This window comes from Parasphingorhabdus sp., from assembly GCF_039939955.1.
Taxonomy (GTDB): Bacteria; Pseudomonadota; Alphaproteobacteria; order Sphingomonadales; family Sphingomonadaceae; genus Parasphingorhabdus.
On sequence record NZ_JBDVHS010000002.1, the window covers coordinates 545,424 to 569,429 of the forward strand.

Annotated in this window: 22 protein-coding genes; 9 read left to right on the forward strand and 13 right to left on the reverse strand. The window is 54.8% G+C overall.

The features are described 5' to 3' along the window. The 3 genes from ABJG22_RS02870 to ABJG22_RS02880 are packed head-to-tail and all read right to left on the reverse strand — an operon-like array spanning window position 1 to window position 3,928. On the reverse strand, window positions 1-1,362 hold the full coding sequence (locus ABJG22_RS02870) for a phenylacetate--CoA ligase family protein (RefSeq protein WP_348018724.1): 1,362 nt from the start codon (window positions 1,360-1,362) through the stop codon (window positions 1-3). After that, the gene (locus tag ABJG22_RS02875; RefSeq protein ID WP_348018725.1) at window positions 1,359-2,666 is read right to left on the reverse strand and encodes an MmgE/PrpD family protein; all 1,308 of its coding nucleotides are present in this window, start codon (window positions 2,664-2,666) and stop codon (window positions 1,359-1,361) included. Before ABJG22_RS02875 ends, ABJG22_RS02870 begins: the two co-directional genes overlap by 4 nt. Further along, a complete protein-coding gene (locus tag ABJG22_RS02880; RefSeq protein WP_348018726.1) occupies window positions 2,663-3,928 on the reverse strand; it encodes an MmgE/PrpD family protein in 1,266 nt (421 codons plus the stop codon). Before ABJG22_RS02880 ends, ABJG22_RS02875 begins: the two co-directional genes overlap by 4 nt. Window positions 3,929-3,954: 26 nt before the next feature. Between ABJG22_RS02880 and ABJG22_RS02885 the strand changes: the two genes are divergently transcribed. After that, window positions 3,955-4,707 (forward strand): GntR family transcriptional regulator, encoded by a 753-nt coding sequence (locus ABJG22_RS02885; protein WP_348018727.1) that lies wholly within the window; start codon window positions 3,955-3,957, stop codon window positions 4,705-4,707. A 5-nt stretch (window positions 4,708-4,712) separates the two neighbouring features. Here the strand turns inward: ABJG22_RS02885 and ABJG22_RS02890 are convergent, their stop codons facing one another. The 6 genes from ABJG22_RS02890 to ABJG22_RS02915 all read right to left on the reverse strand — a co-directional run bounded on the left by ABJG22_RS02890 (window position 4,713) and on the right by ABJG22_RS02915 (window position 10,449). Then, window positions 4,713-5,795, reverse strand: a complete 1,083-nt coding sequence (locus ABJG22_RS02890; RefSeq protein ID WP_348018728.1) for a CoA transferase — start codon at window positions 5,793-5,795, stop codon at window positions 4,713-4,715. 4 nt (window positions 5,796-5,799) lie between these two features. Continuing rightward, window positions 5,800-6,993, reverse strand: coding sequence for a CoA transferase (locus tag ABJG22_RS02895; protein WP_348018729.1), 1,194 nt, complete (start codon window positions 6,991-6,993; stop codon window positions 5,800-5,802). Window positions 6,994-7,036: 43 nt separating this feature from the next. Then, window positions 7,037-8,218: an acyl-CoA dehydrogenase family protein gene (locus ABJG22_RS02900; RefSeq protein WP_348018730.1), complete on the reverse strand. Its 1,182-nt coding sequence runs from the start codon at window positions 8,216-8,218 to the stop codon at window positions 7,037-7,039. A 24-nt stretch (window positions 8,219-8,242) separates the two neighbouring features. Beyond that, window positions 8,243-8,752, reverse strand: coding sequence for a MaoC family dehydratase (locus ABJG22_RS02905; protein WP_348018731.1), 510 nt, complete (start codon window positions 8,750-8,752; stop codon window positions 8,243-8,245). Window positions 8,753-8,784: 32 nt separating this feature from the next. Next, window positions 8,785-9,594 (reverse strand): CoA ester lyase, encoded by an 810-nt coding sequence (locus tag ABJG22_RS02910; RefSeq protein WP_348018732.1) that lies wholly within the window; start codon window positions 9,592-9,594, stop codon window positions 8,785-8,787. Window positions 9,595-9,765: 171 nt separating this feature from the next. Then, complete coding sequence (locus ABJG22_RS02915) at window positions 9,766-10,449, reverse strand: hypothetical protein (protein ID WP_348018733.1); 684 nt, start codon at window positions 10,447-10,449, stop codon at window positions 9,766-9,768. A 136-nt stretch (window positions 10,450-10,585) separates the two neighbouring features. On the opposite strand from ABJG22_RS02915, the gene ABJG22_RS02920 reads away from it, so the two are divergent. From ABJG22_RS02920 to ABJG22_RS02945, 6 genes are all read left to right on the forward strand, one after another. After that, window positions 10,586-13,084 carry a TonB-dependent receptor gene (locus tag ABJG22_RS02920; protein WP_348018734.1) on the forward strand — a complete coding sequence of 833 codons (2,499 nt, stop codon included), beginning with the start codon at window positions 10,586-10,588 and terminating at the stop codon, window positions 13,082-13,084. 121 nt (window positions 13,085-13,205) lie between these two features. Next, entirely contained in the window at window positions 13,206-14,498 is a 1,293-nt protein-coding gene (locus ABJG22_RS02925; RefSeq protein ID WP_348018735.1) for an MFS transporter, read from the forward strand. Next, entirely contained in the window at window positions 14,498-16,048 is a 1,551-nt protein-coding gene (locus tag ABJG22_RS02930) for an FAD-binding oxidoreductase (protein ID WP_348018736.1), read from the forward strand. The genes ABJG22_RS02925 and ABJG22_RS02930 overlap by 1 nt, the downstream gene beginning before the upstream one ends. Window positions 16,049-16,153: 105 nt before the next feature. Further along, the gene (locus ABJG22_RS02935) at window positions 16,154-17,209 is read left to right on the forward strand and encodes a nitrilase-related carbon-nitrogen hydrolase (protein ID WP_348018737.1); all 1,056 of its coding nucleotides are present in this window, start codon (window positions 16,154-16,156) and stop codon (window positions 17,207-17,209) included. Then, complete coding sequence (locus ABJG22_RS02940) at window positions 17,206-18,438, forward strand: class I SAM-dependent methyltransferase (protein WP_348018738.1); 1,233 nt, start codon at window positions 17,206-17,208, stop codon at window positions 18,436-18,438. Before ABJG22_RS02935 ends, ABJG22_RS02940 begins: the two co-directional genes overlap by 4 nt. Beyond that, the gene (locus tag ABJG22_RS02945) at window positions 18,435-18,797 is read left to right on the forward strand and encodes a hypothetical protein (protein WP_348018739.1); all 363 of its coding nucleotides are present in this window, start codon (window positions 18,435-18,437) and stop codon (window positions 18,795-18,797) included. The genes ABJG22_RS02940 and ABJG22_RS02945 overlap by 4 nt, the downstream gene beginning before the upstream one ends. 25 nt (window positions 18,798-18,822) lie before the next feature. On the opposite strand, the gene ABJG22_RS02950 is transcribed toward ABJG22_RS02945, so the two are convergent. Further along, on the reverse strand, window positions 18,823-19,515 hold the full coding sequence (locus ABJG22_RS02950; protein WP_348018740.1) for a hypothetical protein: 693 nt from the start codon (window positions 19,513-19,515) through the stop codon (window positions 18,823-18,825). A gap of 108 nt (window positions 19,516-19,623) precedes the next feature. Here ABJG22_RS02950 and ABJG22_RS02955 point away from each other — a divergent pair, with 108 nt between their 5' ends. Both ABJG22_RS02955 and ABJG22_RS02960 read left to right on the forward strand, forming a co-directional pair. Next, a complete protein-coding gene (locus ABJG22_RS02955) occupies window positions 19,624-20,352 on the forward strand; it encodes a hypothetical protein (RefSeq protein ID WP_348018741.1) in 729 nt (242 codons plus the stop codon). Between the two features lie 16 nt (window positions 20,353-20,368). Further along, entirely contained in the window at window positions 20,369-21,523 is a 1,155-nt protein-coding gene (locus tag ABJG22_RS02960; protein WP_348018742.1) for an FAD-dependent monooxygenase, read from the forward strand. Window positions 21,524-21,534: 11 nt separating this feature from the next. On the opposite strand, the gene ABJG22_RS02965 is transcribed toward ABJG22_RS02960, so the two are convergent. The 3 genes from ABJG22_RS02965 to ABJG22_RS02975 are packed head-to-tail and all read right to left on the reverse strand — an operon-like array spanning window position 21,535 to window position 23,999. Next, entirely contained in the window at window positions 21,535-22,557 is a 1,023-nt protein-coding gene (locus ABJG22_RS02965) for an NAD(P)-dependent alcohol dehydrogenase (protein WP_348018743.1), read from the reverse strand. A 3-nt stretch (window positions 22,558-22,560) separates the two neighbouring features. Further along, entirely contained in the window at window positions 22,561-22,812 is a 252-nt protein-coding gene (locus tag ABJG22_RS02970; RefSeq protein WP_348018744.1) for a hypothetical protein, read from the reverse strand. Beyond that, on the reverse strand, window positions 22,812-23,999 hold the full coding sequence (locus tag ABJG22_RS02975) for a class I SAM-dependent methyltransferase (RefSeq protein ID WP_348018745.1): 1,188 nt from the start codon (window positions 23,997-23,999) through the stop codon (window positions 22,812-22,814). The genes ABJG22_RS02970 and ABJG22_RS02975 overlap by 1 nt, the downstream gene beginning before the upstream one ends. Window positions 24,000-24,006: the final 7 nt, after the last annotated feature.

Genomic DNA, 24,006 nt, shown 5'->3' on the forward strand with positions numbered 1-24,006 from the left:
TCATAGCCCTCGCTCATCAATCAGGCGGATTGGCTTTTGCCGGACATCAATCTGGCTTGCTGCGGCGGTTCCGCCCACATCGACCAGATCAATGGCGACATCTATGCCAAGCCCCTTGCGCAGCAGTTCGGAGAGCAGGCCGATGTCCGACCCACCGCGGCTTTCGAGTGCGACCTTCATTTCATCCCGGCCTTTTTCATCGCGGGTCACATAGCAGACATATTCACCCGTGAGATCGGTGCGGTTTTCGATGATCGAACCGACAGCATGGGGAAAGATATTGATCCCGCGCAGCTTCACCATATTGTCGCTGCGGCCTTTGAAACCGGTGATCCGTTTGAACACCATGCCGGTGGCATTGCTGTCGGTGCGTTCCTCGGTAATGTCATGGGTGTTGAAGCGGATACAGGGCGCGATGTCGTCCTTGAACAGGCAGGTAACAACCATATCGCCGGTTTCGCCGGCGGCGACTGGCGCGCCGCTGTCAATATCGAGCAGCTCCAGATATTGGGCATCTTCCCAGACATAAAGGCCGTCGCGCTCGGGTCCTTCGCCGGCGATGCTGCCGGTATCGCCGACGCCATACCAGTCAAAGGCTTTGGCGCCATGCCAAGCGTCTTCGGTTGAAGCCCGGTCCTCGGTGCCGAGATGGCCGATGATCATTTTGAGATCAATCCGGTCAAACAGCTTTTCCGCCTCTGCTACATCCGCCAGCTTGCGGACATAGTCGACAAAGCCTACCATGCAGGTGACGCCGAAATCCGCCATCAGATTGACTTGATTGATCGATCGCGTCTCGATGCCGGTACCCGCGCTGAGAAACAGGGAATTGGTGAAATGGGTTACCGCTTCACGGATATAATGGCCGCCGTTGATCATGCCATGACCATAGACCGACTGGACCACATCATCGCGGCCCAGACCCATCCAGCGATACATGCGCCCGACCAGAAGATTGGTGACCTCCCGGCCTTTCGGACCAAACATCAGCGGTTGCGGGCGGCCTGTGGTGCCGCTGGTCGTATGGAAAATAACCGGATCATCACCCCGCCCGTCAAAGTCGCCATAAGGTGGATGCGCATTGACCGAAGCCATCAGGTCGGACTTGTCATAGACAGGAAGCTTGGTGATATCGGTAAGGCCTTTGATGTCACCGGCTTCAATGCCTTGCTCGCCCCATAGGCGCTGGTAAAAGGGAATTTCCCAGCCGCGCTGCATCAGTTTCTGGAATTGCCTGTCCTGAACCGCGTAAAGTTCATCGCGCGACATGGCGGTATAGCGGCGGACGAAGTCATCGCCGACCGGATATTGGTCGAGCATCTGTTTCGCGTCAAAAGCTTCAAAATAAGTCGGGAAAGTCATTGGGGCTCCGTCGCATAAGCTAGAGGGTCATCAAAAATTCGGGGGTCACAATCGGCATCGGCGAGGCTGTGGGCCAGGTCGCGTTTGGATCGGCTTTGTGCGTCCGACATTGGCGAATCCGGGCTGCCAAGATTGTCGGTGATTGTCCGTTCTATCTTGCGGCCATCGGATAGAGTGATGGTCAGGCTTTGCGGTGCCAGCGCATTGTGATCGGGGTTGTCGTCAATTCGGACAGTGACTTTTTCGCCCAGTGTCACCAACTCGGGATTGGCAAATTCTTCCGGCGTGAAACAGCGTGGATCGATGATCCGGTCGCGCAGCATCAAGGGCACAAGAAACGGCAGGCATAATCGCGCATAGCTAGGAGTCATGTCGGTTTTATAGGGGCGTCCGACCAGACGATGGATCAAGGGCGGGGCAGCGACATCGACGGCAATAACCTGCGTGGGATCAAGCACGCCGTCGCGCAGCATATCGTCTAGCGCACCCAATATGCCGTGGCTGGCCCGGCCCGATGGAAAGGGTTTCACGCTGACATTTTTGATCAACCAGTCTTTGCCGATATCATCGGTATAGCGCGTCAGGTCACCCGGTTCGAACAAGGTGAAATAGCCGAACGGCCCATCCAGCGCATCATGCGGTCCGTCCATGCCAGCCTTGGCCAGATCGACGGCTGTGATAGCGGCACGCGATGCATTGGCTATCTGCAATGGCAGCGCGATCGATGCCTCGACATGCGCCTGCATCGTTCCCGCGGCTTGTGAATAAGCGAGGCCCAGAACATCCGGGAATTGGTCACCGGAAAGTCCCTCTAGCCGTGCCACCGCTAATGAGGCGCCGACAATTCCGGCTGTCGCGGGGCGGAAAAACTGCATCGCGCCGGTCGCTGCCACACCGATACCGCTGGCAATGTCGACACCCACCGCAAGGGCAGTTAGAAAATCATCTTGATCGCAGCCGCCCAATCTGTCCGCCGACGCAAGCAGGGCGGCGGTGACCACAGATAGGGCGTGGACCACGGCCGGTTCATGCACCGCATCCCATTCGAGGCAGTGGATCGCAAAACCGTTGAACCAGGCTGCGGACGGTGCGGGCAGGCGGCTCCTCGAGCCCAGCAAGCGTGCAGCATCCCCTGAGCCCCAGCTCCGGACGGCAAGCAGCATCTCTTGCGCTTCATCCGATGCCGCACCAGCGGCTCCGCCCGCCAAGGTGTCGCTCAGCAAATATTGTGCTGCCGCTTTCGCAGAGTCCGGAAACATGTGATCGGCAGCGGCAAAGGCCAGTATTTTCTGGGTCGCGCTCATGACAGCCAGTCCGATAACATTTTGTCTATTGCCTCAGCATCATCGCCGTTGAGCGCCAGATCAACCGCGCGGTCCGCTTCTTTTTCTGACAATCCACCCCAAGCGATGAGTGACCGGGCTTTGTCGATTATGCCGTCCTTGGACAGCGGCCGCTCGGGATCGCCCAGCGTATCGACAAGCGCGACCGTTTCGCCCGCACAGGCGATCCGCGCGCCATAATGTTCGGGATAGCGATCGGTGATGTCGGATGCCTCGGCGACCGTGATGCGGCTTCGGGCTTCGGTCAGTGCGGCAATGGCATCCGGTTCAAAATCCGCGAGTTGCGGCACGCCTTTCGTGGCGACAATTGCAACCGCATGCTGGATCGAAAATTTCGCGTCATTCACCGATTGCGGGTCAGGCCGGTCACAAAAGCTGATCGCATCAGCATAGGTTTCAACATGGATATCGCCATCCAGCGAACCAAGCCTTGCCTTCAGTTCCAGCGCGGCATCAATCGCCGGATGGGCATGGCGACAAGCGCCCCATGGTTTGAAGCTGACCTCGTGAATACGCCATTGATCAGGGAAGGTCATGGGTTTGGGGTTTTCGCAGGTGGCGGCGTAGAGACCCTGTTCGCCTTCCAGAATGAAGCGGGGACCGACGATGCCATCGAGAGCAAAAGATGAAGCGTTGAGAGCGCTATTGACGGCATGAACGATGTGCCATTGCTTGGTGTTCCCACCTTCGTGCCGCATCTGCCACAGGCCACCGCTAACAGAACCAGCCAATCCAAAGGCAGAGGCTAGCTGTACTTTGGCGATACTTTCCTCTTCGGTTCCCGCTTGTCCATATTTCCAATGACCGGCGGTACTGCCGAAGAAACCAGCCGTCGCAGTATTATGGTAACTGCCATAGTGTATGGCATCAAAGGTAGAACCAACGGCAATGGTCGCTTCATAGCCACGAACCGCACCGTCCAAAATGTCTGAAAAGCTGTCGATAGGGTCCAAAACAGATGGCCAGATTACAGGCCCCGGGTGCAGAATTGACGTCCGGTGAATGTCGTCCATTTCCAGAATATTGCCGAGCCACGTCGCAAAACCAACGGCGTCACCTTCGATCTTTTTGTCGATGGCTAGCTTCGCAAGTTCACTCTGCCGCGCGCCTGCAACACACCCGAGCCAATCCAGCAAATGCAATCGTGCCCGCTGCCGCGTGGCCTCATCGACGGGGCGCATCAAATGGGTTGCGAGTTTCTCGGTCAGGCTCTCTTGCGTCATCTCGCCACCCGTCTTAAGGCTAAGGGATGGCCGGACAAAAACCTGCACCTTCTCCAAAAAAGAAGCCGCGTTATCTTGAGCTTGCGGACGAACTGCGCGAGGAGGTTTTGCGCGGTGACTATCCCGACCCCGGCGATTTTCCTACTGAATCGGTGCTTTGCAAGAAATTCGATGTCAGCCGTTTCACGGTTCGTGAGGCGCTGCGCAAACTGACTTCCGAAGGCCTGATCGCTCGGAAGCGGGGATCGGGAACCATTGTGCAACCGGCGACCGCCCGGGCTGGCGCTTTGCATCAACCGCTGAGCAATGTCGGCGAGATTCTGCAATATGCGCGCGACACGACGATCAGTTTTGAAAAATTGCCGCCGCAGGAAATCCCGGCCAAAATCGCGGAGCAGATTAGCATAGCCCCGAAACGAAAGTGGTTTGTTTTCCACGGCAAAAGACGGAAGCCTGGGCGTAACCGCCCGATCGCGGTGACCGTCGCTTGGATTCATCCCGATTTTGCCGATGCCGTTGACCGGATCGATATCGATGGCGCCACTCTTTTTGGCCAGATCGAAGAATATGGCAATGTGAGCGTCGGGCGAGTTACGCAGGATATTCAAGCCATTGCGGCATCGAAAAAGTTCGCGGCGGATTTGGGCCTTGAGGAAGGCGATCCGATCTTGCGTATTTTGCGCTGCTATTTTGACGAGGATGACCGGCTGTTTGAAATTTCCGCTAGTTACCATCCCGGCGAACGATTTGCCTATTCGATGCATATCGAGGTCGACTGAGTGTTTCATTTGGGAAGGTCCGGCGCGTCCGACGGCTGCCATTTCTCTTCGGATTGAAATTTGAAAGCCGGAGCAATCTGGTGCGAACCATTTGCTTCGACCAATAATCCCCGTTTTCGCACAAAATCCTGATCAAGCGCTTCGCGGAAATCGAGCACCGGAGAGAATGCGACGTCCTTATCAGCGAACCATTGAACCCATTGATCGCGGCTTTTGGTCGCAAATATGCTGCGGAGAAACTCCACTAACGCCTGCTGCGGTTGCCCGGCCTCCATTTCGGCCAGCGGGAGCAAGTCGACCCGGTCGAGCGCGGTGAGCAGGACCTTTGCAAATTTCACTTCGCGCGCGCCCAGAACCACATGTTTGTGATCCAGAGTTTGATAGACATTGTAGAATGCCGCCCCGCCCAGCGAACGCTGCGCTTGGGATGATGGGGACTGGCCGCCTTGTATCGCATCGCCCGCAATATGGGCGCACCATGGCAGCATCGAGTCATACATGGCGATATCGACATAATCGCCGCACCCGGTCTTCTCGCGACCGAGCAACGCCATCAGCACGGCGGAGAGGCCGTTCAGGCCAGCCGCCATATCAGCAGAGGGTACGCCGGGCACAACCGGCATGCCATCGGGACCATCATTGACTGATAGAAAACCGGAAAGTGCTTGTACCGCCAGATCATGGGCCGGGTGATGCGCCATCTCCCCTTCCTGACCAAAGGCTGAAATGGAACAATAGACGATAGATGGGTTTTTGGCGGCTACCGCATCATAGTCGAAGCCCAGACGCTTCATAACGCCGGGTCGAAAACCTTCGATCATTACATCCGCATCCGCCAGCAATGCCCAAAGCTGATCCCGGCCATCGTCTGATTTCAGGTCCAGAGCGAGCGCTTGCTTGCCGCGATTGAGATTGCGGAACCAGACCGATTGACCAGCCTCGACGGGTTCCATTCCCCGCGCAGGATCGCCCGCTGGCGGTTCAACCTTGATCACTTCAGCGCCATGATCGGCCATCATCATTGTCAGCATCGGACCCGGCAGGAACAATGACAGATCGACGACTTTTATGCCGGACAACTTCCCCATCAGATCAGATCACTCCGCCGGCACGGAGCTTTGCAATGGCATCGCCATCATAGCCGATTTCACCCAATATGGCGTCGCTATCTGCACCCAGCAAAGGCCCAGCCTTATTGGGCAGCCGTTCGCCGTTCACTTTGATCGGACTGGAAAGCACATCCATTTCGGATTTGTCAGGATGGCTGATGGTGTCGCGCATGCCGATGGTTTCGAGCCAAGGATTATCAAGCGCCTGGTCGAGTTCATAGACCGGAGAAACCGGCACAGCCCCTTCCAGCAGTTGCAACCAATGTGCGACCGGTTGTGCGGAGAAAATTGCATCCAGCACCACGGAAAGCTCTGCGCGATTGGTCAGGCGATTGGCCGGCGTATCAAAGCGGGGATCGGCTAACAGCGCTTTCTGGTCGATCCGTTCGCATAATATGGTCCAGAATTTGGGTAACTGGGCCATGACAAACATCCAGCCGTCTGCGGCCTTGAACATCTGGCTCGGTGTGGCCGAGGGATGCGCGCCGCGAGGAGCACGGCCCGTCACGTCGTCTTCGTTCATATACCAGAGCGCCGGGTAGCTGGTCTGGTGCACCGCTGCGGACAGCAGATCGACATCGACATCGCAGCCTTCGCCAGATCTTTGTGCATCAAGCAAGGCGGCGAGCAAGCCGACCGCCATTTGCGTGCCGGACATGAAATCGACCATCGACAGGCCAAAGCGGACGGGTGGCCCGTCGGGCTCCCCGGTCAGTGCGCAGAATCCTGCTTCTGCTTGCATCAAATAGTCATAGCCAGGCCATTTTGCGCGTTCATTGTCGCGCCCGTAAGCCGATACATGGGCGCAGACGATCGCCGGATTGACCGCTTTTAGCGATTCATAATCAAGCCCGATTTTTGCCGGGACATCGCCGCGCAAATTGTTCGCCATGACGTGCGCGTCTTTGGCAAGCTTGTGCAGAATCTCAACTCCTTCGTCCGTACGAAGGTCCAAGGTCAAAGAGCGTTTGTTCAGATTGAAGCTTTGGAAATAGAGGCTTTCCTGATCGCGCAACCAATGCGGCCCGACATGGCGGGCGGTATCGCCGCCTTTGGGAGGTTCTATCTTGATAACGTCCGCGCCCAGCTGGGCGAGAAACATCGTGCCATAAGGACCAGCGCCATATTGTTCGGCCGACAGGACGCGAAAGCCCTTGAGAGGTTGTTTTACGCTCATGACGGCAAGACCGTCGACGATAGGAGAGCGGTGTTTGATGCCATTAAGCGGGATTCCTTTTTACCCATTGTTTCGAAATGATCATGCGCTGCATTTCATTGGTTCCTTCTCCGATACACATCAGAATGGAATCGCGATAATAGCGTTCAATGTCATATTCTTTCGAATAACCATAGCCGCCGTGAATGCGTAAGCCTTCTTCTGAATTTCTGACAGCGGCTTCGGAGGCAAAATATTTGGCCATGCCGGCTTCCATGTCGCATCGTTCACCGCGATCATAGGTTTTTGCGGCGTCCAGGGTGAGCAACCGTGCAGCGCGCGCACGCGTCACCATCTCGCCCAGTTTCAACTGGATGGCCTGATGCTCGCAAATCGGCTTGCCCATGGTTTCGCGCAGCTGGGCATATTCCGTGGCCAGTCGCAAAGCGCCTTCGGCCAGTCCCACGCCCCGCGCCGCGACATTGATGCGGCCGAGTTCAAGGCCGCCAGTGGCTTGGAAAAACCCTTTACCTTCGACCCCGCCAATCAGGTTTTCAGCCGGGATGCGGTAATTGTCGAACATCAATTCCGCGCTGTCGATAGACTTATAGCCGAGCTTGTCGAATTTTTTGCCGACGCCAAAGCCTTCGCCTTTTGGCGCAATCATCAAGCTCATGCCGTTATATCGTGGGTCTGCTTTCGGATCGGTTTTCACCAGCAATGCGAAACATTCGCCTTTGATACCATTGGAGATCCAGGTCTTGGTGCCGTTGATAACATAGTCATCGCCATCCCGAACTGCCGTTGTCCGGATCGCTTGCAAATCTGTCCCGGCATTGGGTTCGGTCAGCGCCAGTCCGCCGCGGATTTCGCCGCTAGCAAATTTCGGAAGCCATTTTGACTTTTGCTCTTCGGTACCAAAACGCTCGACCGCTGCCGCCATGATCAGGTGTGAATTTACGATACCGGTGATTGCCATCCAGTAAGAGGAAACATAGGCGATGATCTTTGCATAGGTTGTGGCCGGTAAACCCAGGCCACCATATTCCTCACCGATAGTGGCCCCAAATAGACCCATTTCAGCCATTTGAGCGACAAGCTTCTCGGGCCAGATATCGCCGTGATCATGTTCCATCACCACAGGCTTTACTTCGCCTTCGACCCATTTCTCGATCGCATCCAGGAAAGCGCGCTCGTCATCCGGATCGATTGTTCTGATTTGATTTGCGTTTACGGCACTAGCCATTTTCAAATTCCTTGTTAGCGGACTTTAATCGTCCGCACCGCCGAAGCCACGTTTCCAGATCAACATGGTGCGTTCAAATGTACACACCACTTTGTCATCCTGATTCTTGCCGATGGTTTTGACCATCACGATGCCCTGTTCTGGACGAGATGAAGACTCTCTTTTGTCGAGCACTTCGCTCTCTGCATAGAGGGTGTCGCCGGGAAATAGAGGATGAGTGAGACGGATTTTGTCCCAGCCGAGGTTGGCAACGGCCTTTTGGCTGGTGTCCGAGACGCTCATGCCAACCATCAAGGCGACCGTTAGCGGCGAGCAAACCAGCGGCTTTTTAAACTCTGTCTTCTTGGCAAATTCATAGTCAAAATGTGCCGGATGGGTGTTCATTGTCAGCAGGGTGAAATGCACATTGTCGGTGTCGGTAATCGTCCGGCCCGGGCGATGTTCGTAAATATGGCCGACTTCAAAATCTTCAAAATAGCGACCAAATGTTTCACGGAAACGTCCGGGACTGACTTCAATAACTCCATCACGCATGCTGTTTTTCCTTTGTCTGCATATTGTTCAAATTAGACGGATTGTATGATCCGCCGATATCGTTCCATGACCGGTGCTTCCAGCATCTGGCCATTGTGACTAATGGGTTTGCCGCCTGCCTGTTCATAGGCCGCCAACACTTCTCTCGCTTCGGCAAGTTCCGCCTCGCTGGGGCGCATTGCGGCTTGAATGGCGGTGATTTGTTTGGGATGTATGGCTGCCTTGGCGTGAAATCCCATGGCCTTTGCCTTGGTGCATTCGGCGGCTAGGCCAGCCTCGTTCGCCATGTCGATATAAGGCACGTCAATCGCCATCACCTTTGCCGAGGCGCAGCACATGATGAAGGCGCCTCTTGCGGCAAGCAACGGTTCCCATTCTAGCTTCGTTCCCAGCTCTGCAGAAAAGTCGCCGCCACCGAACATCATCGCAGTTACACCATGGCTCGCCGCAATGGGATCGCCAGCGCGCAGTCCTTTAACGGTTTCGATGAGCGGAACCAGCCCAGCGACTTTGTCTCCTAGGATATCATCGGCAATTTCCACTTCGCTCGGGCTTTCGACCATCGGCATGAAAACAAGCGCAGGCGCATGGTCGGCATTGGCCAATGCCAAAAGATCCGCAAGACCGGCAGCGTTTTTCAATCCGTTGATCCGGACCGCTGTCTTTTGCCGATCGAGATTGGCAAGCGCAGCCAGAACGGATTCGCGTGCGGTATCCTTTTGATCGGCCGGAACGGAATCTTCGAGATCAATGCAGATCATATCGGCACCGCTGGAAGCCGCTTTTTCATAGCGTTCTGGGCGATTTGCCGGCACGAAGAGAAAATTGGTAAAGCTGATCATGATGTCCAATATTGTAGATTGTTACGCAGCCCCTAAATTTGTCCGGACAAATATAAAGTCAACCCGAAAGTGAAATTAATCCGTCCTATTCGCTGGACGAGAAACTTCAGGGGAGGCCGGTTTGTCCGGGATGTCGCCGCGATCTGCTTGCCGCGACGACGTCGGCGCTGATCAAAATGGTTTGATGTTGCCCAGAAACGCTGTCGCGACCAGCAGCAGATATACGATCCACACCCATATCCGCGTTCGGTTCATGGTGTGGAGCAACGGGATTTCGGTTTCGTCGGAAGAACCGTCCGCGATAAGTTTGCCGAGCTGCGGCCCAACCGGTTTGAAGGCGACATCAATCATGATCGCTGCAGCAAAGATAAGTCCGAACATAAACGCCTTGGTGGCTAGCCAGAGCGGCGCAAGAGGCGCGCCCTGGGTGAGTGAAATCATGCCCAGACCGATGTAGAAGACCGTCAGGCCGATCGTAAGATAAGATTCAATTTTCTTATCGCGTGCGGCTCTTGCGGTTTGTTCATGCCTATGTGCATCCCAGACTAACCATAGCCAAAATCCGCCGACGGCCCATGCCGCGGCGAGTGCCCAGCCCGGCAAAACCCACCAGCCACCTGCATCAACCATGGTCAGCGTTAACGGCACCATCAAGGCCCAAGCCGTCCGGGGAACCATATCAAGATTGACCAGGAGCTGCAGCAATACCAGCCGTTGTGGCAGGTCATATTTGTCGCGTTTGCGAAAATGCTGTCCTAGCATGAACACGCCAACGTCGGCGCCCAGCCACAACACGAACAGGATTATGTGTACGAAAACCAAAAGCTGATAAAAACTGACCGTCATGAAATCCATAATATTATTCCCCAATGCGCTCTTTTTGCCACAGATAATCACCCAAATGAATAGGTAGCGAATCAAATTCTTGCCAAATTGTATACACTATGTAAATTTGTCCGGACAAATAATAATGGTCCGGGAGTTTGATATCGTGAAAAAATCACTGCTTGCATCAGCGGCATTAGCCAGCCTCACAGTTTCTTTTCCAGTGTTCGCGCAGTCTGCGAATGAAGACGAAGTCACCGATGGAGGTGGCCTTGGCATTATCGTGGTTACGGCCCAGCGCCGTGAGGAAAGCGTTCAAACTATTCCTATTTCCATCAGTGCATTCGATGAGGAGGAGCTGCTCCGCAGAGGTGTTTCCAATGCATTGGAAGTGGCGCAGTTTGTCCCCAACCTGGTTGGTTTGAACAATACGGGCCTGGGTTCTGCGAACTCTTATTATCTTCGGGGCGTCGGCAATAGCGAGACGATTCCGACATTCGATCCGCCGATTGGTACCTATGTCGACGACATTTATCTGAGTCGGCAAAATGCCAACAACCTCTCATTATTCGATGTGCAGCGGCTGGAAGTGCTGCGTGGTCCTCAAGGGACTCTGTTCGGGCGGAACACAACAGGTGGTGCGATCAATGTATTCCTGAAGGAACCCGGCAATGAATTCGCCGGTTTTGTCGAAGCGGGCTATGGCAGCTACGAAAAATATATGGCGCGTGGTTCCATCGACTTGCCTTTGGCAGATAGCTTTGCGGTCAAGGTTTCCGGATATTTTCAGGAAGACCAAGGCTATGCCCAGAACACGACCACGGGTGAGCGGGTCAACGAGAGTGATGGTTGGGGCGTTCGGCTCGGCTTCCGCGGCGAACTGTCTGACACAGCCCGGTGGACCGGTTCCTATATGCACACCCGTTCTGAGGGCGCGAACATATTGAATTTCGATTGCGATCCGGCCAATCCGTCCAATTGTGATGGTCGCTTTGTGACCACCGGCTATACCGAAGGCGGGAATTTCGGAGGCCTTTTCACCGGCAAGAAAAATGATTTCGGGCTTGGCAACAAGACGGACATGGATTTCGTTTCATCCAATTTGGAACTTGGTAGCGGTGAAGATATTTCGGTCAATATTATCACCGGCTATGTCTACACGACGCAGGATTATGCGCTTGATTTTGCCGATGGTCGCGGTTTGCCCAGCCTCTCAAATGATACTCCGCCGGTCGCGGGCTATCTTCTTGGCGGATTTACCATCGCCAATGAAGGCGAATTTTCTCAGTTCACACAGGAAATCAAAGTCAATGCGTCACTTGGTGACGGATTGATCGATCTTGTTGGTGGTGTTTATTATTTCGAAGAGGATAATTACAGCGACTTTGGCGACCAGTTTTCTCTTGCAACATTGCCATTTCCGCCTTTTACCGTAGTACCTGACGGCTTCCCTCTGATCTTGGCGGATCGCACTCTGCGTAATTCGACCAAAGCTTATGCAGGCTATTTGCAAGGCGATCTCAACGTTACCGACCGGATCAAATTGACCGCCGGTATTCGCTATACCGATGAAACCAAAAAGTTCAGTATCAGTGACAATCGGGCAAGTTGTAACGATGGCTCGCTCGAGGCAAGCTGTATTGACGACCGGAACCTCACGGCAGCCAATGGCGTGGCGATCCCGCAAACTCAGACAACCAAAATCTGGACGCCTCGATTTGCCGTCAACTTTCAGGCCAATGACGATATGCTGTTTTTTGCGTCCGCGACACGCGGGTTCAAATCTGGCGGCTGGAATGCGCGTGGCACGGCGCCGAGCGAGCTGCTGCCTTTCGGACCGGAAACCGCTTGGAATTACGAAGCTGGCATCAAATCGGAATTGTTGGATAACCGGCTGCGTGTCAATCTGACGGCCTATTTGCTGGACGTGGCCGGTTTGCAAACGCCGTCCGCGTTCACCAGAGCAAATGGTTCTATTGCCTTCATCACCCGTAATTTTGCGGATTATGAGAATAAGGGCATTGAACTGGAAGTCAGCGCGGCGCCGGTTGATGGGCTGAACTTGTTCGCATCATTCGGTTATCAGGACGACAAATATAAAATTGATGCCGATGCACCCTTACTCGATGCATTTGGTGTCAGTTCCGTTGCCAGCCAACAGGCGGGATGTCTTGCGCAACTGGCAGCCAATCTCGTTCCGGGTGGCGGCCCGGCGGAAGCATCCAATTGCGGCGTGGGTATCGTGGCTGCGGACGGCAGTCTGGCAGAACCGGTCCGGACGCCGAAATTCAACTTGGCAATCGGCGGTAGCTATGAGGCAGATCTTGGCGGCGGTCTTTCGTTGATCCCGTCGGTCAACGCGAGCTGGCGTGACAAGAGTGAAGTGGGGACAAGCCAGTTCAGCCTGTACAGCGGATCGATCACCAGTTCTACCGGGACGACGTTTGCGTCCAACCCGTTCGGCGGTGATTTTATCACTGGTTCGTTCAGCGACAGCCGCTGGATCGTCAATGGCAATATCACCCTGCAAAGCGATACGGGTTGGTCGCTGTCTGCTGAATGTGCAAATTGCTTTGACGAAGAAGCGATTGAATCGGCGCTTGCCAACTACAGCTATCTCAACCCGCCGCGCACCTTCCTGATCAAGGGGCGGTTCGCCTTCTAAATCTATAGCAATCAGATCCATCTGTTGAAAAAGGCGAGCCGTTTCGGTTCGCCTTTTTTGTTCTGGCATAATAGACTGGCCACGGTATAGTTGTCCGGACAAATTATTTCAGTGAGGACATATGGAAGCAAGCACAGAAGAACGCGGCGAATTTGCCCTTGGTTGGAAGGTGCTGTTCGCGAGCGCAATCGGTGTGGCTTGCGGTGCATCTCCGGTTCCCTTCAATGTTATCGGTTTTACCGTTGAACCGCTAATCGCCGAATTTGGCTGGACCCGAACCCAGATCGTAATGCCCATCACAATCTTCGGGGTGATTGCTGCTTTGTTGGCACCATTTTTCGGTTCATTGGCGGATAAATATGGCGTCCGTAAAGTCGCGCTCTATTCCTTGCTGGCTTTCGGCATTTCCTTTGGCATGATTGCGCTGACGCCCACCGCGCAAGTGACTTCGACCCTCTATATTTATTACGCGCTTTGGGTGTTGGTGGGACTGGTGGGTATCGGTTCTACTCCGGTTAGTTGGAGCCGGGCAATCAACCTCTGGTTCTACAAGCATCGCGGTCTGGCGCTGGGCATATTGTTGATGGGTACAAGCCTCGCCGCGATTTCCGTGCCAAAGCTTGCTGTGTGGGGGATCGAAAATTACGGGTGGCGTTCGATGTTTGCGATCGTCGCGACCTTGCCGTTGATCATCGCGCTGCCGATCGGATATTTTCTGTTCCGTGAACCGCGAACGGACGAGCGGCCGAAAGCGATCGGCGGGGCGAGCGGCAATCTAACCGGTGTGACGCTGAAAGCTGCATTGAAAGATTACCGTTTCTGGCTGATCTGGGTTTCCATCGCGATTGTCGCAGGTTCCTTTGGCGGTGCATTCATCAATTTGCCCACCATGTTGTCTGATCGCGGGCTCGAGGCGCAAACCGCTGCGTCGGTCATGGGCGTTTTGGGAATCGGCATTTTTTCTGGCCGTATCATAACCGGAATGTTGCTTGATCGTTTCTGGGCCGGTTTTGTCGCCTTCCCGTTGCTCTGCTTACCGGCGCTATCCTGCTATATTTTGCTCGGCGACAATATCACCTTCCCGATGGCGGCCGTCGCTGGTTTTCTACTTGGCTTTGCCGCTGGAGCCGAAAGCGACCTTATCGCCTATCTGACCGGCCGCTATTTTGGCATGGCCAACTATGGCAAGGTTTACGGCATGCTATATATGCCTTTCGGATTTTTCTCCGCCTTGTCGCCCATCATATATGCCAATGTCAGGGACACGACGGGAAGCTATGATCCGATATTGTCCGTGGCGATGTTCGCGTTCTTCATTGGCGGGGGGCTTCTGCTGCTGCTTGGCCGTTATCCCGACAACCTGCCAGAAGCGGAAACACCGACCACTGGAAATCTTGCAATGGAGGCAAGTTAATGGCTACCAATGTTAATCTGAGCGCGACCGACCATATTGCTGAAACCGGTGTAACGGTTTTGACGGACGCCGACCTGCTCGATTTCTATGCCCATGATATTTACCAGCGCGGTGCGGATTTGCTCGCAGTGGTAAGGCCAAAAAACAAGGATGAGCTGGCGGCGGCTATCGCGGCGACCACTGCGCAAAATATCGCCGTGATCCCGCGCGGTGGCGGGATGAGCTATACCGGTGGATATACATCGGATCAGCCAGGCGCAGTGCTGTTCGATCTGGCGGCGATGGACCGGATATTGGAAATCAACGAAACTGATATGACGGTTACGGTTGAGGCTGGCTGTACATGGGCCACTCTCTATGAGGCTCTGCAAGCAAAAGGCCTGCGGACGCCGTTCTGGGGCACATTGTCGGGCCTGAAAGCCACTATCGGTGGCGGTATGAGCCAGAATGGCGTGTTTTGGGGATCGGGCCGCTATGGCACGGCAGTAGAAACATGCCTCGCAATGGAAGTGGTGTTGGCGGACGGCACGATCCTGAACACGGGTGCCAATTTTACCCGACCTTATGGTCCCGATCTGACTGGCATTTTTTTGGCCGATACTGGGGCTTTAGGCATGAAGGCGACGATCACGCTGCGTCTGATCCCCGAGGCTGAGGCCCATGGCTATGCAAGTTTCAGTTTTGAAAGCCATGCAGATACGCTCGCCGCATTGGCAGAGATTGAACGATCCGGTGTCTCGACCGAATGTTTTGGCTTTGACCCCGGCTTGAATGCCATCCGCATGAAGCGGGATAGCTTGGGCAGCGACGCGAAAGCGCTGGGCCAGATGATGAAGAAACAAGGCTCGGTTTGGGGTGCGATCAAAGAAGGCGCCAAGGTAGTTGCAGCCGGACGCGACTTCATGGACGAAGCCAAATTTTCTCTGCACGTCTTGACCGAAGCGCGCCTCCAGGTGGCGGCAGATGATGACCTAGGGCGCGCACGGAAAATGGCACTGGCCCACGGTGCCACCGAGACGGAAAATACGATTCCCAAAATCATCCGCGCCAACCCATTTGGTCCGCTGAATTCAATGTTGGGGCCGGAGGGACAAAGATGGGCGCCGATACATGGCCTGTTGCCGCATTCCAAGGCGATCGCATGTTATGATGCGATCAAAGCCCTGTTTGCCGACCATCAGGAAGAAATGGACAGCCTCGGCATATCTACCGGTACATTGGTGTCGTCAGTCAGTGGCTCGGGCGCGATCATCGAACCCTGTCTATACTGGCCTGATGCCGCCAATCCGCTCCACAAGGACAGCGTTGAAGATGCCCATTTAGCGAAGCTGCCACAATTACCTGCCAATCCCGCAGCTTGGGCGTTCGCGCAGAAAATGAAGCAGGCGCTGGTTGATCTGTTTTTTGACCAGGGCGCAACGCATTTCCAGATTGGCAGGGCCTATCGCTATCGTGATAGTCTTGATCCGGCGGCGGATGCTTTGTTGGTTGATCTCAAGAAGTCCCTGGACCCCAAGGGGCTGATGAATCCAGGAACTCTGGGTTTCTGACGGGCGATGGATTTTGATCGCAGACAGATGTTGGCGGGGGCAATATGCGCTTCGACGCCGACAACAGTTTTTGCGGCGATAGCGAAAGATGGTGGTGATGAGAGCATGACAGATCGCAAAATATATGCAGCGGTGGCGATGCAACTCGCAGCGAAATCGGTGGAGAAGACACCGGACAAAGCCGCTGCCCGTGCCCAGATGCTGGCGATGATTGGTGATGTTGAAAGCAAAATTCATTCTGCCACCATCTTCATCAAGCAATATGCCGGCAATCCGGTGAAACTTGCGGTTCTGCCTGAATATCTTTTGACCAGCTATCCCGGACGTATTTCTATTCCCGATTTCGCGGACAAGGCTGCGTTGGAGGTAGATGGTCCGGAATATGACGCGCTGGGCGGAATGGCACAGCGGCTCCAAATGCATGTCGCTGGCAATGCCTATGAGGTGGATAAGAATTTTCCCGGCCTCTATTTCCAAACGAGTTTCATTGTAGCGCCGTCCGGTGATGTTGTGTTGCGTTATCGGCGGCTGAATTCAATGTTCGCTCCAACGCCCCATGATGTCTGGTCGAAATATCTCGATATTTACGGGATCGACGGGGTGTTTCCGGTCGCGAAAACGGAAATTGGTAATTTGGCAGCTATTGCGTCTGAAGAAATACTCTATCCCGAAATCGCGCGTGCCCATGCGTTGCGCGGGGCGGAAATATTCGTCCATAGCAGCTCCGAAATCGGCTCTCCACTCGACACGCCAAAGGATATTGGCAAGCGCGCCCGCGCGCAGGAGAATATGGCATATGTCGTGTCGGCCAATACCGCAGGGATCGAGAATACGAGCCTGCCTCTGGCCTCTGCCGACGGCAATAGTATGATTGTCGACTATAAGGGCAGGGTGCTGTCCGAATCCAATAGTGGTGAGACATTTACCGCTTTTGCGGACATTGATCTGGGTGCTTTGCGGGCTGCGCGGCGGAAGCCGGCGATGACAAATTTTCTCGCACGTCAGAGACTCGAGCTTTTTGCCGCGACCTACGGAGATATTGAGATACAAGGTGCCAACGGCTTGATGAAGGATGGAAAGGTGCAGATTCCTGACCGCGACTATTTTCTGCGGACTCAGGAAGAAGTGATTGAACGTATGATCAAGGATGACCTGATATGAGCAGCGACGAAAAGCTCGATGTAGCGCCTCCATATAACGCCGTTGCGCAGCATGGCGTTTCACCAGTGGCATCGCATGATGAAATCGCCCGCTTTGATTTTCTCGCCAATTTCAACAAATTCCTTTCTGGTGCTCTGGGTCCCGGCAACAAGCTCGCCTATGACAATCGCGTGTTGCCGAAGTTTGAAAAAACCCATGGGCGTGAACCGAAGGACCGGTTCGAAATCCGCCATGCGATGAATGAGGATCCGTTTCATCAATTCTGGTCAGCGCTGAAACGCAATTCGATGGAAATGCGCCAGCAAAATGGTCGCGCTCTGGTGCTGCGACAGATAGACGAGCTCAATGCCAAGGCACGGCAGTTTAACGAAGGTCGGGATTCGCTAGAACTCAACCCAGAGGTCGAGATTCCCCGCTATCAAAATGCCGTTGATATCCATTGTATGCCGGGCAGCTATCATGGTGAAGAGCATCCGGGTGACGTTTCCGCCGGTGCCAATTATGATAGCGGGATATTTGCGACCACGGCTGGTGGTCTGGGTGCGCTATCCGACGGCGGCGGGCAGGCTTTGGTTGACTGGATCGGCAAGCAACGTCCGGGCTGGGAACCGCGCCGGGTGCTCGATATCGGTTGCACCATCGGCCACAATATCGTTCCGCTGGCTCTTGCTTTTCCCCATTGCGAAATCATCGCGATTGATACGGCGGCGCCGATATTGCGCTATGCCCATGCCCGGGCGCAGTCCCTGGGGGCGACCAATATCAAATTTATTCAAGCAAATGCCGAAGATTTGTCGCGCTGGGAAGACGGGACATTTGATTGGGTGCAGACGACGATGTTCTTGCACGAAACCAGCGGCAAGGCGCTGCCCAAAATCCTCTCCGAAGGCTATCGCGTGCTCGCCGATGACGGTTTGATGCTGCATCTCGAACAACCTGAATATCATGATGGCATGCCCTTATTCGAGCAATTTTTGCGCGATTGGGATGCGTTTAACAATAATGAGCCTTTCTGGTCGTCGATGCACAGTCTCGATATGAAGGGGCAGATGGTCGCTGCGGGCTTTGGCCGGGAAGAATTGTTCGAAACCGGCGTGCGCGCTGTGGTTGACCGGGAAATCTTTCCCGAAGCGCCGACCGGCGAGGATGAGGATCATGGCCGGGCAGCCTATTGGCACGCATATGGTGCTTGGAAGAATTCCGAACAAATGCAGGAGGCAGCAGAATGAGCGACGCAGCATTTGATTGGATGGCTGCGGCCAACAAAAAGGCAAAAGGCAAGCGCCCCGAATATTTCGAAAATCCTCAGGACGAACGTCTGCTTTCTATCTTGATGGCGGTCGTCGGCGAAGTATCAGTGTTGCGGGAACGTATGGATACGGTCGAGCGCCTATTGGACTCCAAAGGCACGATTTCCCGAGCAGATATCGAGAGCTATGTGCCGGACAAGCAGGCGGCTTACGAGCGCGGCGTGATGATCCGCGAATATATCTATCGGGTGATGCGGGGCCCGCAGCAGATGGTCGAAGAGCTTCAGCAGGCAGAACCGCCTGTGGAAGACGTCAGCCGGGAACTCAAAGATATTTGAATGAACGAGGGTCGGGGTTCTGACCCTAGAACGGTTTCACCGCTCCAAGGAAGCAGACACCGGAAATCGTGATCCAGTAGATATAGGCGGCAAAGCGTGCCTGCGCGATTTCCCGTTCCAAGGCCGCTTCTTGCGCAGCATCCGGACCCTGAGCCAAAACCCTGAATCTTTCCGTCCAGCGGCGCATGACCAGCCGAAGGAAAAGGCCGATGCACAAGGCGAAAGCATAGAGCGCGATTTTGGAAGGATACCAATGGCTGCCTTCACCGGTTTCAATGGGGCCGCTACCCTGAAAGGCGAGGAAGGAAATGATGAACAGCGAGAGGATTAGCGGATAGCGTAATTTTTCTTCCAACATGGTGACCTTCACACCGATATCGGTTTCCCGTTTGAGAAACGCGGTCCAAGTCATTGCCAGCCAGATTGCAAAGAACAGCCACATCCACCATATCCCGGCACCATCAAGCATCGGGACAAAACCGTAAAGCTTGCCCATATGGAGCCCCAGCGGGAGCAGCAGGACAATGCCGGTGCGTGCCAATATGTCGATGCGATAGGCGGTTTCCATATGCCGCCGGCGTTCCTCCAGTGAGAGGTCGCGATTGGTGACATTATAGCTTGTCTGGAACACGCCCCATTCACCGCCCAGCCAGTAGACCATCGCCAATATATGTACCCAGCGCAAAATGCTTAGTTCATTTGTGGTCAGAAATTCCATAGCCTGCGTTCCATCTATCGCCAAAAACAGTGAAGTTAATTTGTCCGGACAAATTCCCCTTGGCATTCGGATAATCGGCTGGCATGACAAAAACAAGGAGAAATTGGCATGAAGCATAGAGTGATCGAAGGGCGGCTAGAATATACGTCCCGGAAGCCAGAGATGAAGGGGAAGAACCGGGGTTTTGAGACGTTCATGTTCACTCGCCACGGTGATGGTAAGGTGACGATGCGTGCCCATTGTGAGATCTATGAGCCCGAACCCACCGTGATGCGCGATATCATCTATGCGCTGGACGAGCATGATCAACCGATGGACCTTCATGTCCGCTTGACCGTGGGTGATGCTTTCATGGGGTCTGGCTGGATGCGCTTCGATGGCAGTCATATCGAGATGGAAAGCTATGGCCCTTCTATCGGCCGCTTGTCGCAGCGGGTGGAGGCAGAATTGCCGCTGACCGGCTTTGGGACGCACCCAATTGTGTCTGACGGTTATATGCTCTCTACACTGGATTGGGACGCGCAGGATAAAAGACTCCTGAACTGCTACCTGCCTTCGCCTGACCACCGCGGCGCCACACCGCCGCAGATTGCACAGGTGAAAATCGGCGCGCTATATCTTGGCAAGGAAAAGGTCACCGTTCCGGCTGGAACCTTCCAGTGCAAGCATCTGCAATTCATCGATGACTCCAGCATCATACCGGGGACGGGCGGCATGGCTGGCGAACACCCACCCTATGACGTTTGGATCACCGACGACGACGATGGTATTTTCGTTCAAGGCGGGGTCGGCGGTTATATGATGACTTGGTATGAACTGACAGAATTGAAGCGCTAGGGCGGGATCATAGGCTGTGAAAATATTGATCATCGGTGCTGGTCTTGGGGGGCTCACCGCTGCAATTGCTCTGCGGCAGCAGGGGATTGATGTTGAAGTTCATGAAGCCGCGAATAGGCTAGAAGAAACCGGCGCCGGACTGACCCTTGGCCTTGGCGCGCAGCATGTTTTTCGCGCGCTCGGTGTTCAGGGCGCCGTTGCCGCGAGATCCTGCCCGGCGGGTGTTCTGCCCTTTCTCCACTATCAGAACGGCCGCCTGTTGATGGGTGATTTTGATCATGGTGATGGTCGTGCAGATGACGGCGAAGCCGACATTATACGCCATATCTACCGTGCGGACCTGCAGCAGGTGCTGATTGACGCGCTGAAGCAATTGGGTGGCCCGATCTATACTGGGCATAAATTGGTCGATTTCGATGAAGCGGATGGTCAGATCACCGCGAGATTTGCCGATGGCGCCCTAGCAAAAGGAGACTTGCTGGTTGGCGCCGATGGCGTTCGGTCTGCGGTTCGTGCGATGCTCAGGCCCGGTGACGAACCACGCTTCACGGATCATGTTGCCTATCGCTTTCTGGTACCGATGCGCGAGGCTGATCCGTTCATGCAACTGGGCCGCAGCGCTATATTCATTGGCCCGGAGCGGACCTTCAACCGCTACACGATGTGCAATGGCGAGATCGTTAATTGTGCAGGTCTGGCGGAGACGAAGGAACCGGTGCCAGAGGGCTGGTCCACGGGGGCATCAAAAAGTGAATTGGCAGAAATATTTGCTGGTTGGCATGAAGATGTCGTGGGCCTGATCGGCCATGGCTCGAATATCATCAAATGGGGGCTTTATGATCGCAAGCCGCTCGCGAAATGGTCGCGGGGACGGACGACCCTATTGGGTGATGCGGCGCACGCGATGCTGCCGTTTCTGGGCATGGGTGCCGCCATGGCGATTGAAGATGGCTATATTCTAGCCAAGGCTCTGGTACTGGATTCCGATATCGATGGGGCGCTTGCCCGCTATGAAAGCGCGAGAAAGCCGCGCACCGAAAAAGTGCATGCGGCATCGATCATTCAGGGAAAAGTGACGCAGGCGATCGATCCCGACAAGTTTAAACCGGCCTCTGCACCGATGAACAATATGGAAATGATGGCTTTTAATCCGGTGACCGCGACCATTTAGAACATCATCATTCAATCCATGCGGATCAGAATTTTTCCAAAATGCGTGCCGCTCTCAAGATGGCGAAAAGCGGCCGGTGCATCCGCAAAAGCAAATTCCTGATCGACCGGAATGCTGATGCCATGTTCCGCGATTGTCGCGACCGCCGCCGCCATCATTGCGCGGCTACCAGAGGCAATTCCCTTGATCGTCAGATTCTTGCCAATGATATCACCCTGATTGGCGCTGGCGGTTGCTTGTGGTGTGCCCGACAATGCCCCCAGCGTACCAATTCGGCCGTTCACCGCCGATGCCGCAACCGTTTCTGCAAGGGCAGGAAAGCCCAGCGTGTCGACAACGACATCGGCGCCGCGCCCCCCGGTTTGTTCCCACAAGGCTGCTGCCCAATCGGGGCGGTCGCGATAGTTGATCGCAAAGTCTGCACCCATGTCTTTTGCCCGCGCCAGCTTCTCGTCGCTGGATGAAGTGATCGCGAAGTCCGCGCCCAGTGCTTTTGCCAGATGCAAAGCGAAGATTGATACACCGCCGGTCCCTTGGGCTAGCACAAGCTCGCCGGGTTTGACCGCGCTGAAGGCAACCATTGCGTGCCAGACGGTGCCCGCGACAACGGCCAGAGATGCTGCCGTTTGATCATCGACTGCAGCGGGCAGGGCTATGGTGGAAGCAGCAGGAAGCGTCATTTTCTCTGCCAGCCAGCCATCAGCGGTAACGCCGAGATCCGCACCGAATATACCGAAATTATAAGGCCCATCGAGCCAGTTCAGGAAATGGGGCGCTATGACCCGGTCGCCGACGTTGAAGCCGGATACGCCCTCACCAACCGCTTCCACCACGCCCACACCGTCGGAAAGAGGAATGCGATTTTCCGGAAGATCGTTACCATAGTGACCGCGCAGCACCATAAGGTCGCGATAATTGAGGCCGGACGCGACTGTCTTGACCAGTAATTCTCCTGCCCCGGCCGTGGGTTCATCACGTTCCGCGATACGCAAACCATCAATTCCGGTGCGCGCACCAATTTCCCAAACTTTCATCAATTATGCTCCTTCGCGCAGTGGCGCAAAAATACGGTTTATAAATACTTTCATTTTGGCTTCCCGGTCTTCAGGTGTCGGTTCTCGGCCTTCCAATGTCATCAGCCGTTCCTCCTGAACCCACATTTCCTGTGCCATGTTCATGATGACGGCAACGAAACGGTCCATACCGGGATCGTCGAAAAATATCGGCTTGCCATCGGCGCCATAGATATCGTTTGGCGTATCGTCGGGTTTGAAAACGGGTTCAGCCATTATCGTTTCCAGGCCCCGAAACCGAACCACATAATGCCCTCTGCCAGCCTGCCGGTTGTTTCGCTATCCACCGCATTGGCATCTTCATCGGCAATTGCATCGGTCACCGCATCGGCACCGTAAATACCGATGCTAGGCACGACGAATTGAAAATAGTCATCCGACCCGAAGCCACCATTTTCACATAGATTCTTGGGGTCTTCGTCGCGAAAGCCCTTGTAAAAAGGCTCGCTATTATACCAGCTGTCCCAATCGAGATAGAAGCCATCAAAGGCATTCATCTGGCCGTTGGGCGGCAATTCCATGTGCAGCAACATGCCGCCGGGTTTGAGGACGCGATAGGCTTCCTTGAAGGCCGCAGCGCGTGCTTTTTTGGAAAGCTCGTGCAGGAACATGGACGAGAAGACGAGATCGAAACTATTGTCTTCATAGTCCAGCGCCTCGGCCGACATTTGTTTAAAGTGGACTTCCTGATTCTGCATCTTGGCCCGCGCGGAGGCATAGCGCAGCCCGCCTGCCGCCGCGTCAATGGCTTCGACACGGGCGTCCGGATAGGTCTGTTTCCATGGCAGGGTATTGTGACCAATGGTGCAACCGGTATCTAATATACGTTCCGGTTTGAAGTCCGGGAATTTTCCGGAGACATAGGCGGCCATGGACAGGCCAATATCATCCAGATTCGTGCCCATCAGGCCCATAGAAAAGACCGCTAGCCCCTGATCATAAACCGCGCCGGCCTCAAGAGATTCACCGCCTCTGGTATAGCTTCCCGGCATCAGGTGGACTTCAATGGCATCCACGTTGCGCGGGATATCAAGATCGGGATCGAGCGTCACCGAACCGGATGCATTGTCGACCTTTACGGCCTCTGCTTCCATACGGTCGATATCGCGTTCCACCACGGCGCCTGCGGCATTCCAGACCATCTTCTGTGCCTGGACCCGCATTGCGGAATAGATATTGAAGGCGGTGTCACCGCGCAGGGCCTGATGTGCTTCGTTGCTGGTTTCCGGCGCGCGACCTGTCTTTCGGGCAAAGGCGGGAGCTGCGCGCTTGTCATAGGCTGTCCTTAGATCCCCTGCGAGATCATTGAGAATGAACGAACGGATGCCTGATACAAAATGCCCCCTCGCTGCTTCGTCAGGGTTGAGGTTCGGCTTCATTGGATGTTGCAATTCAATGCCCATTTTTCAC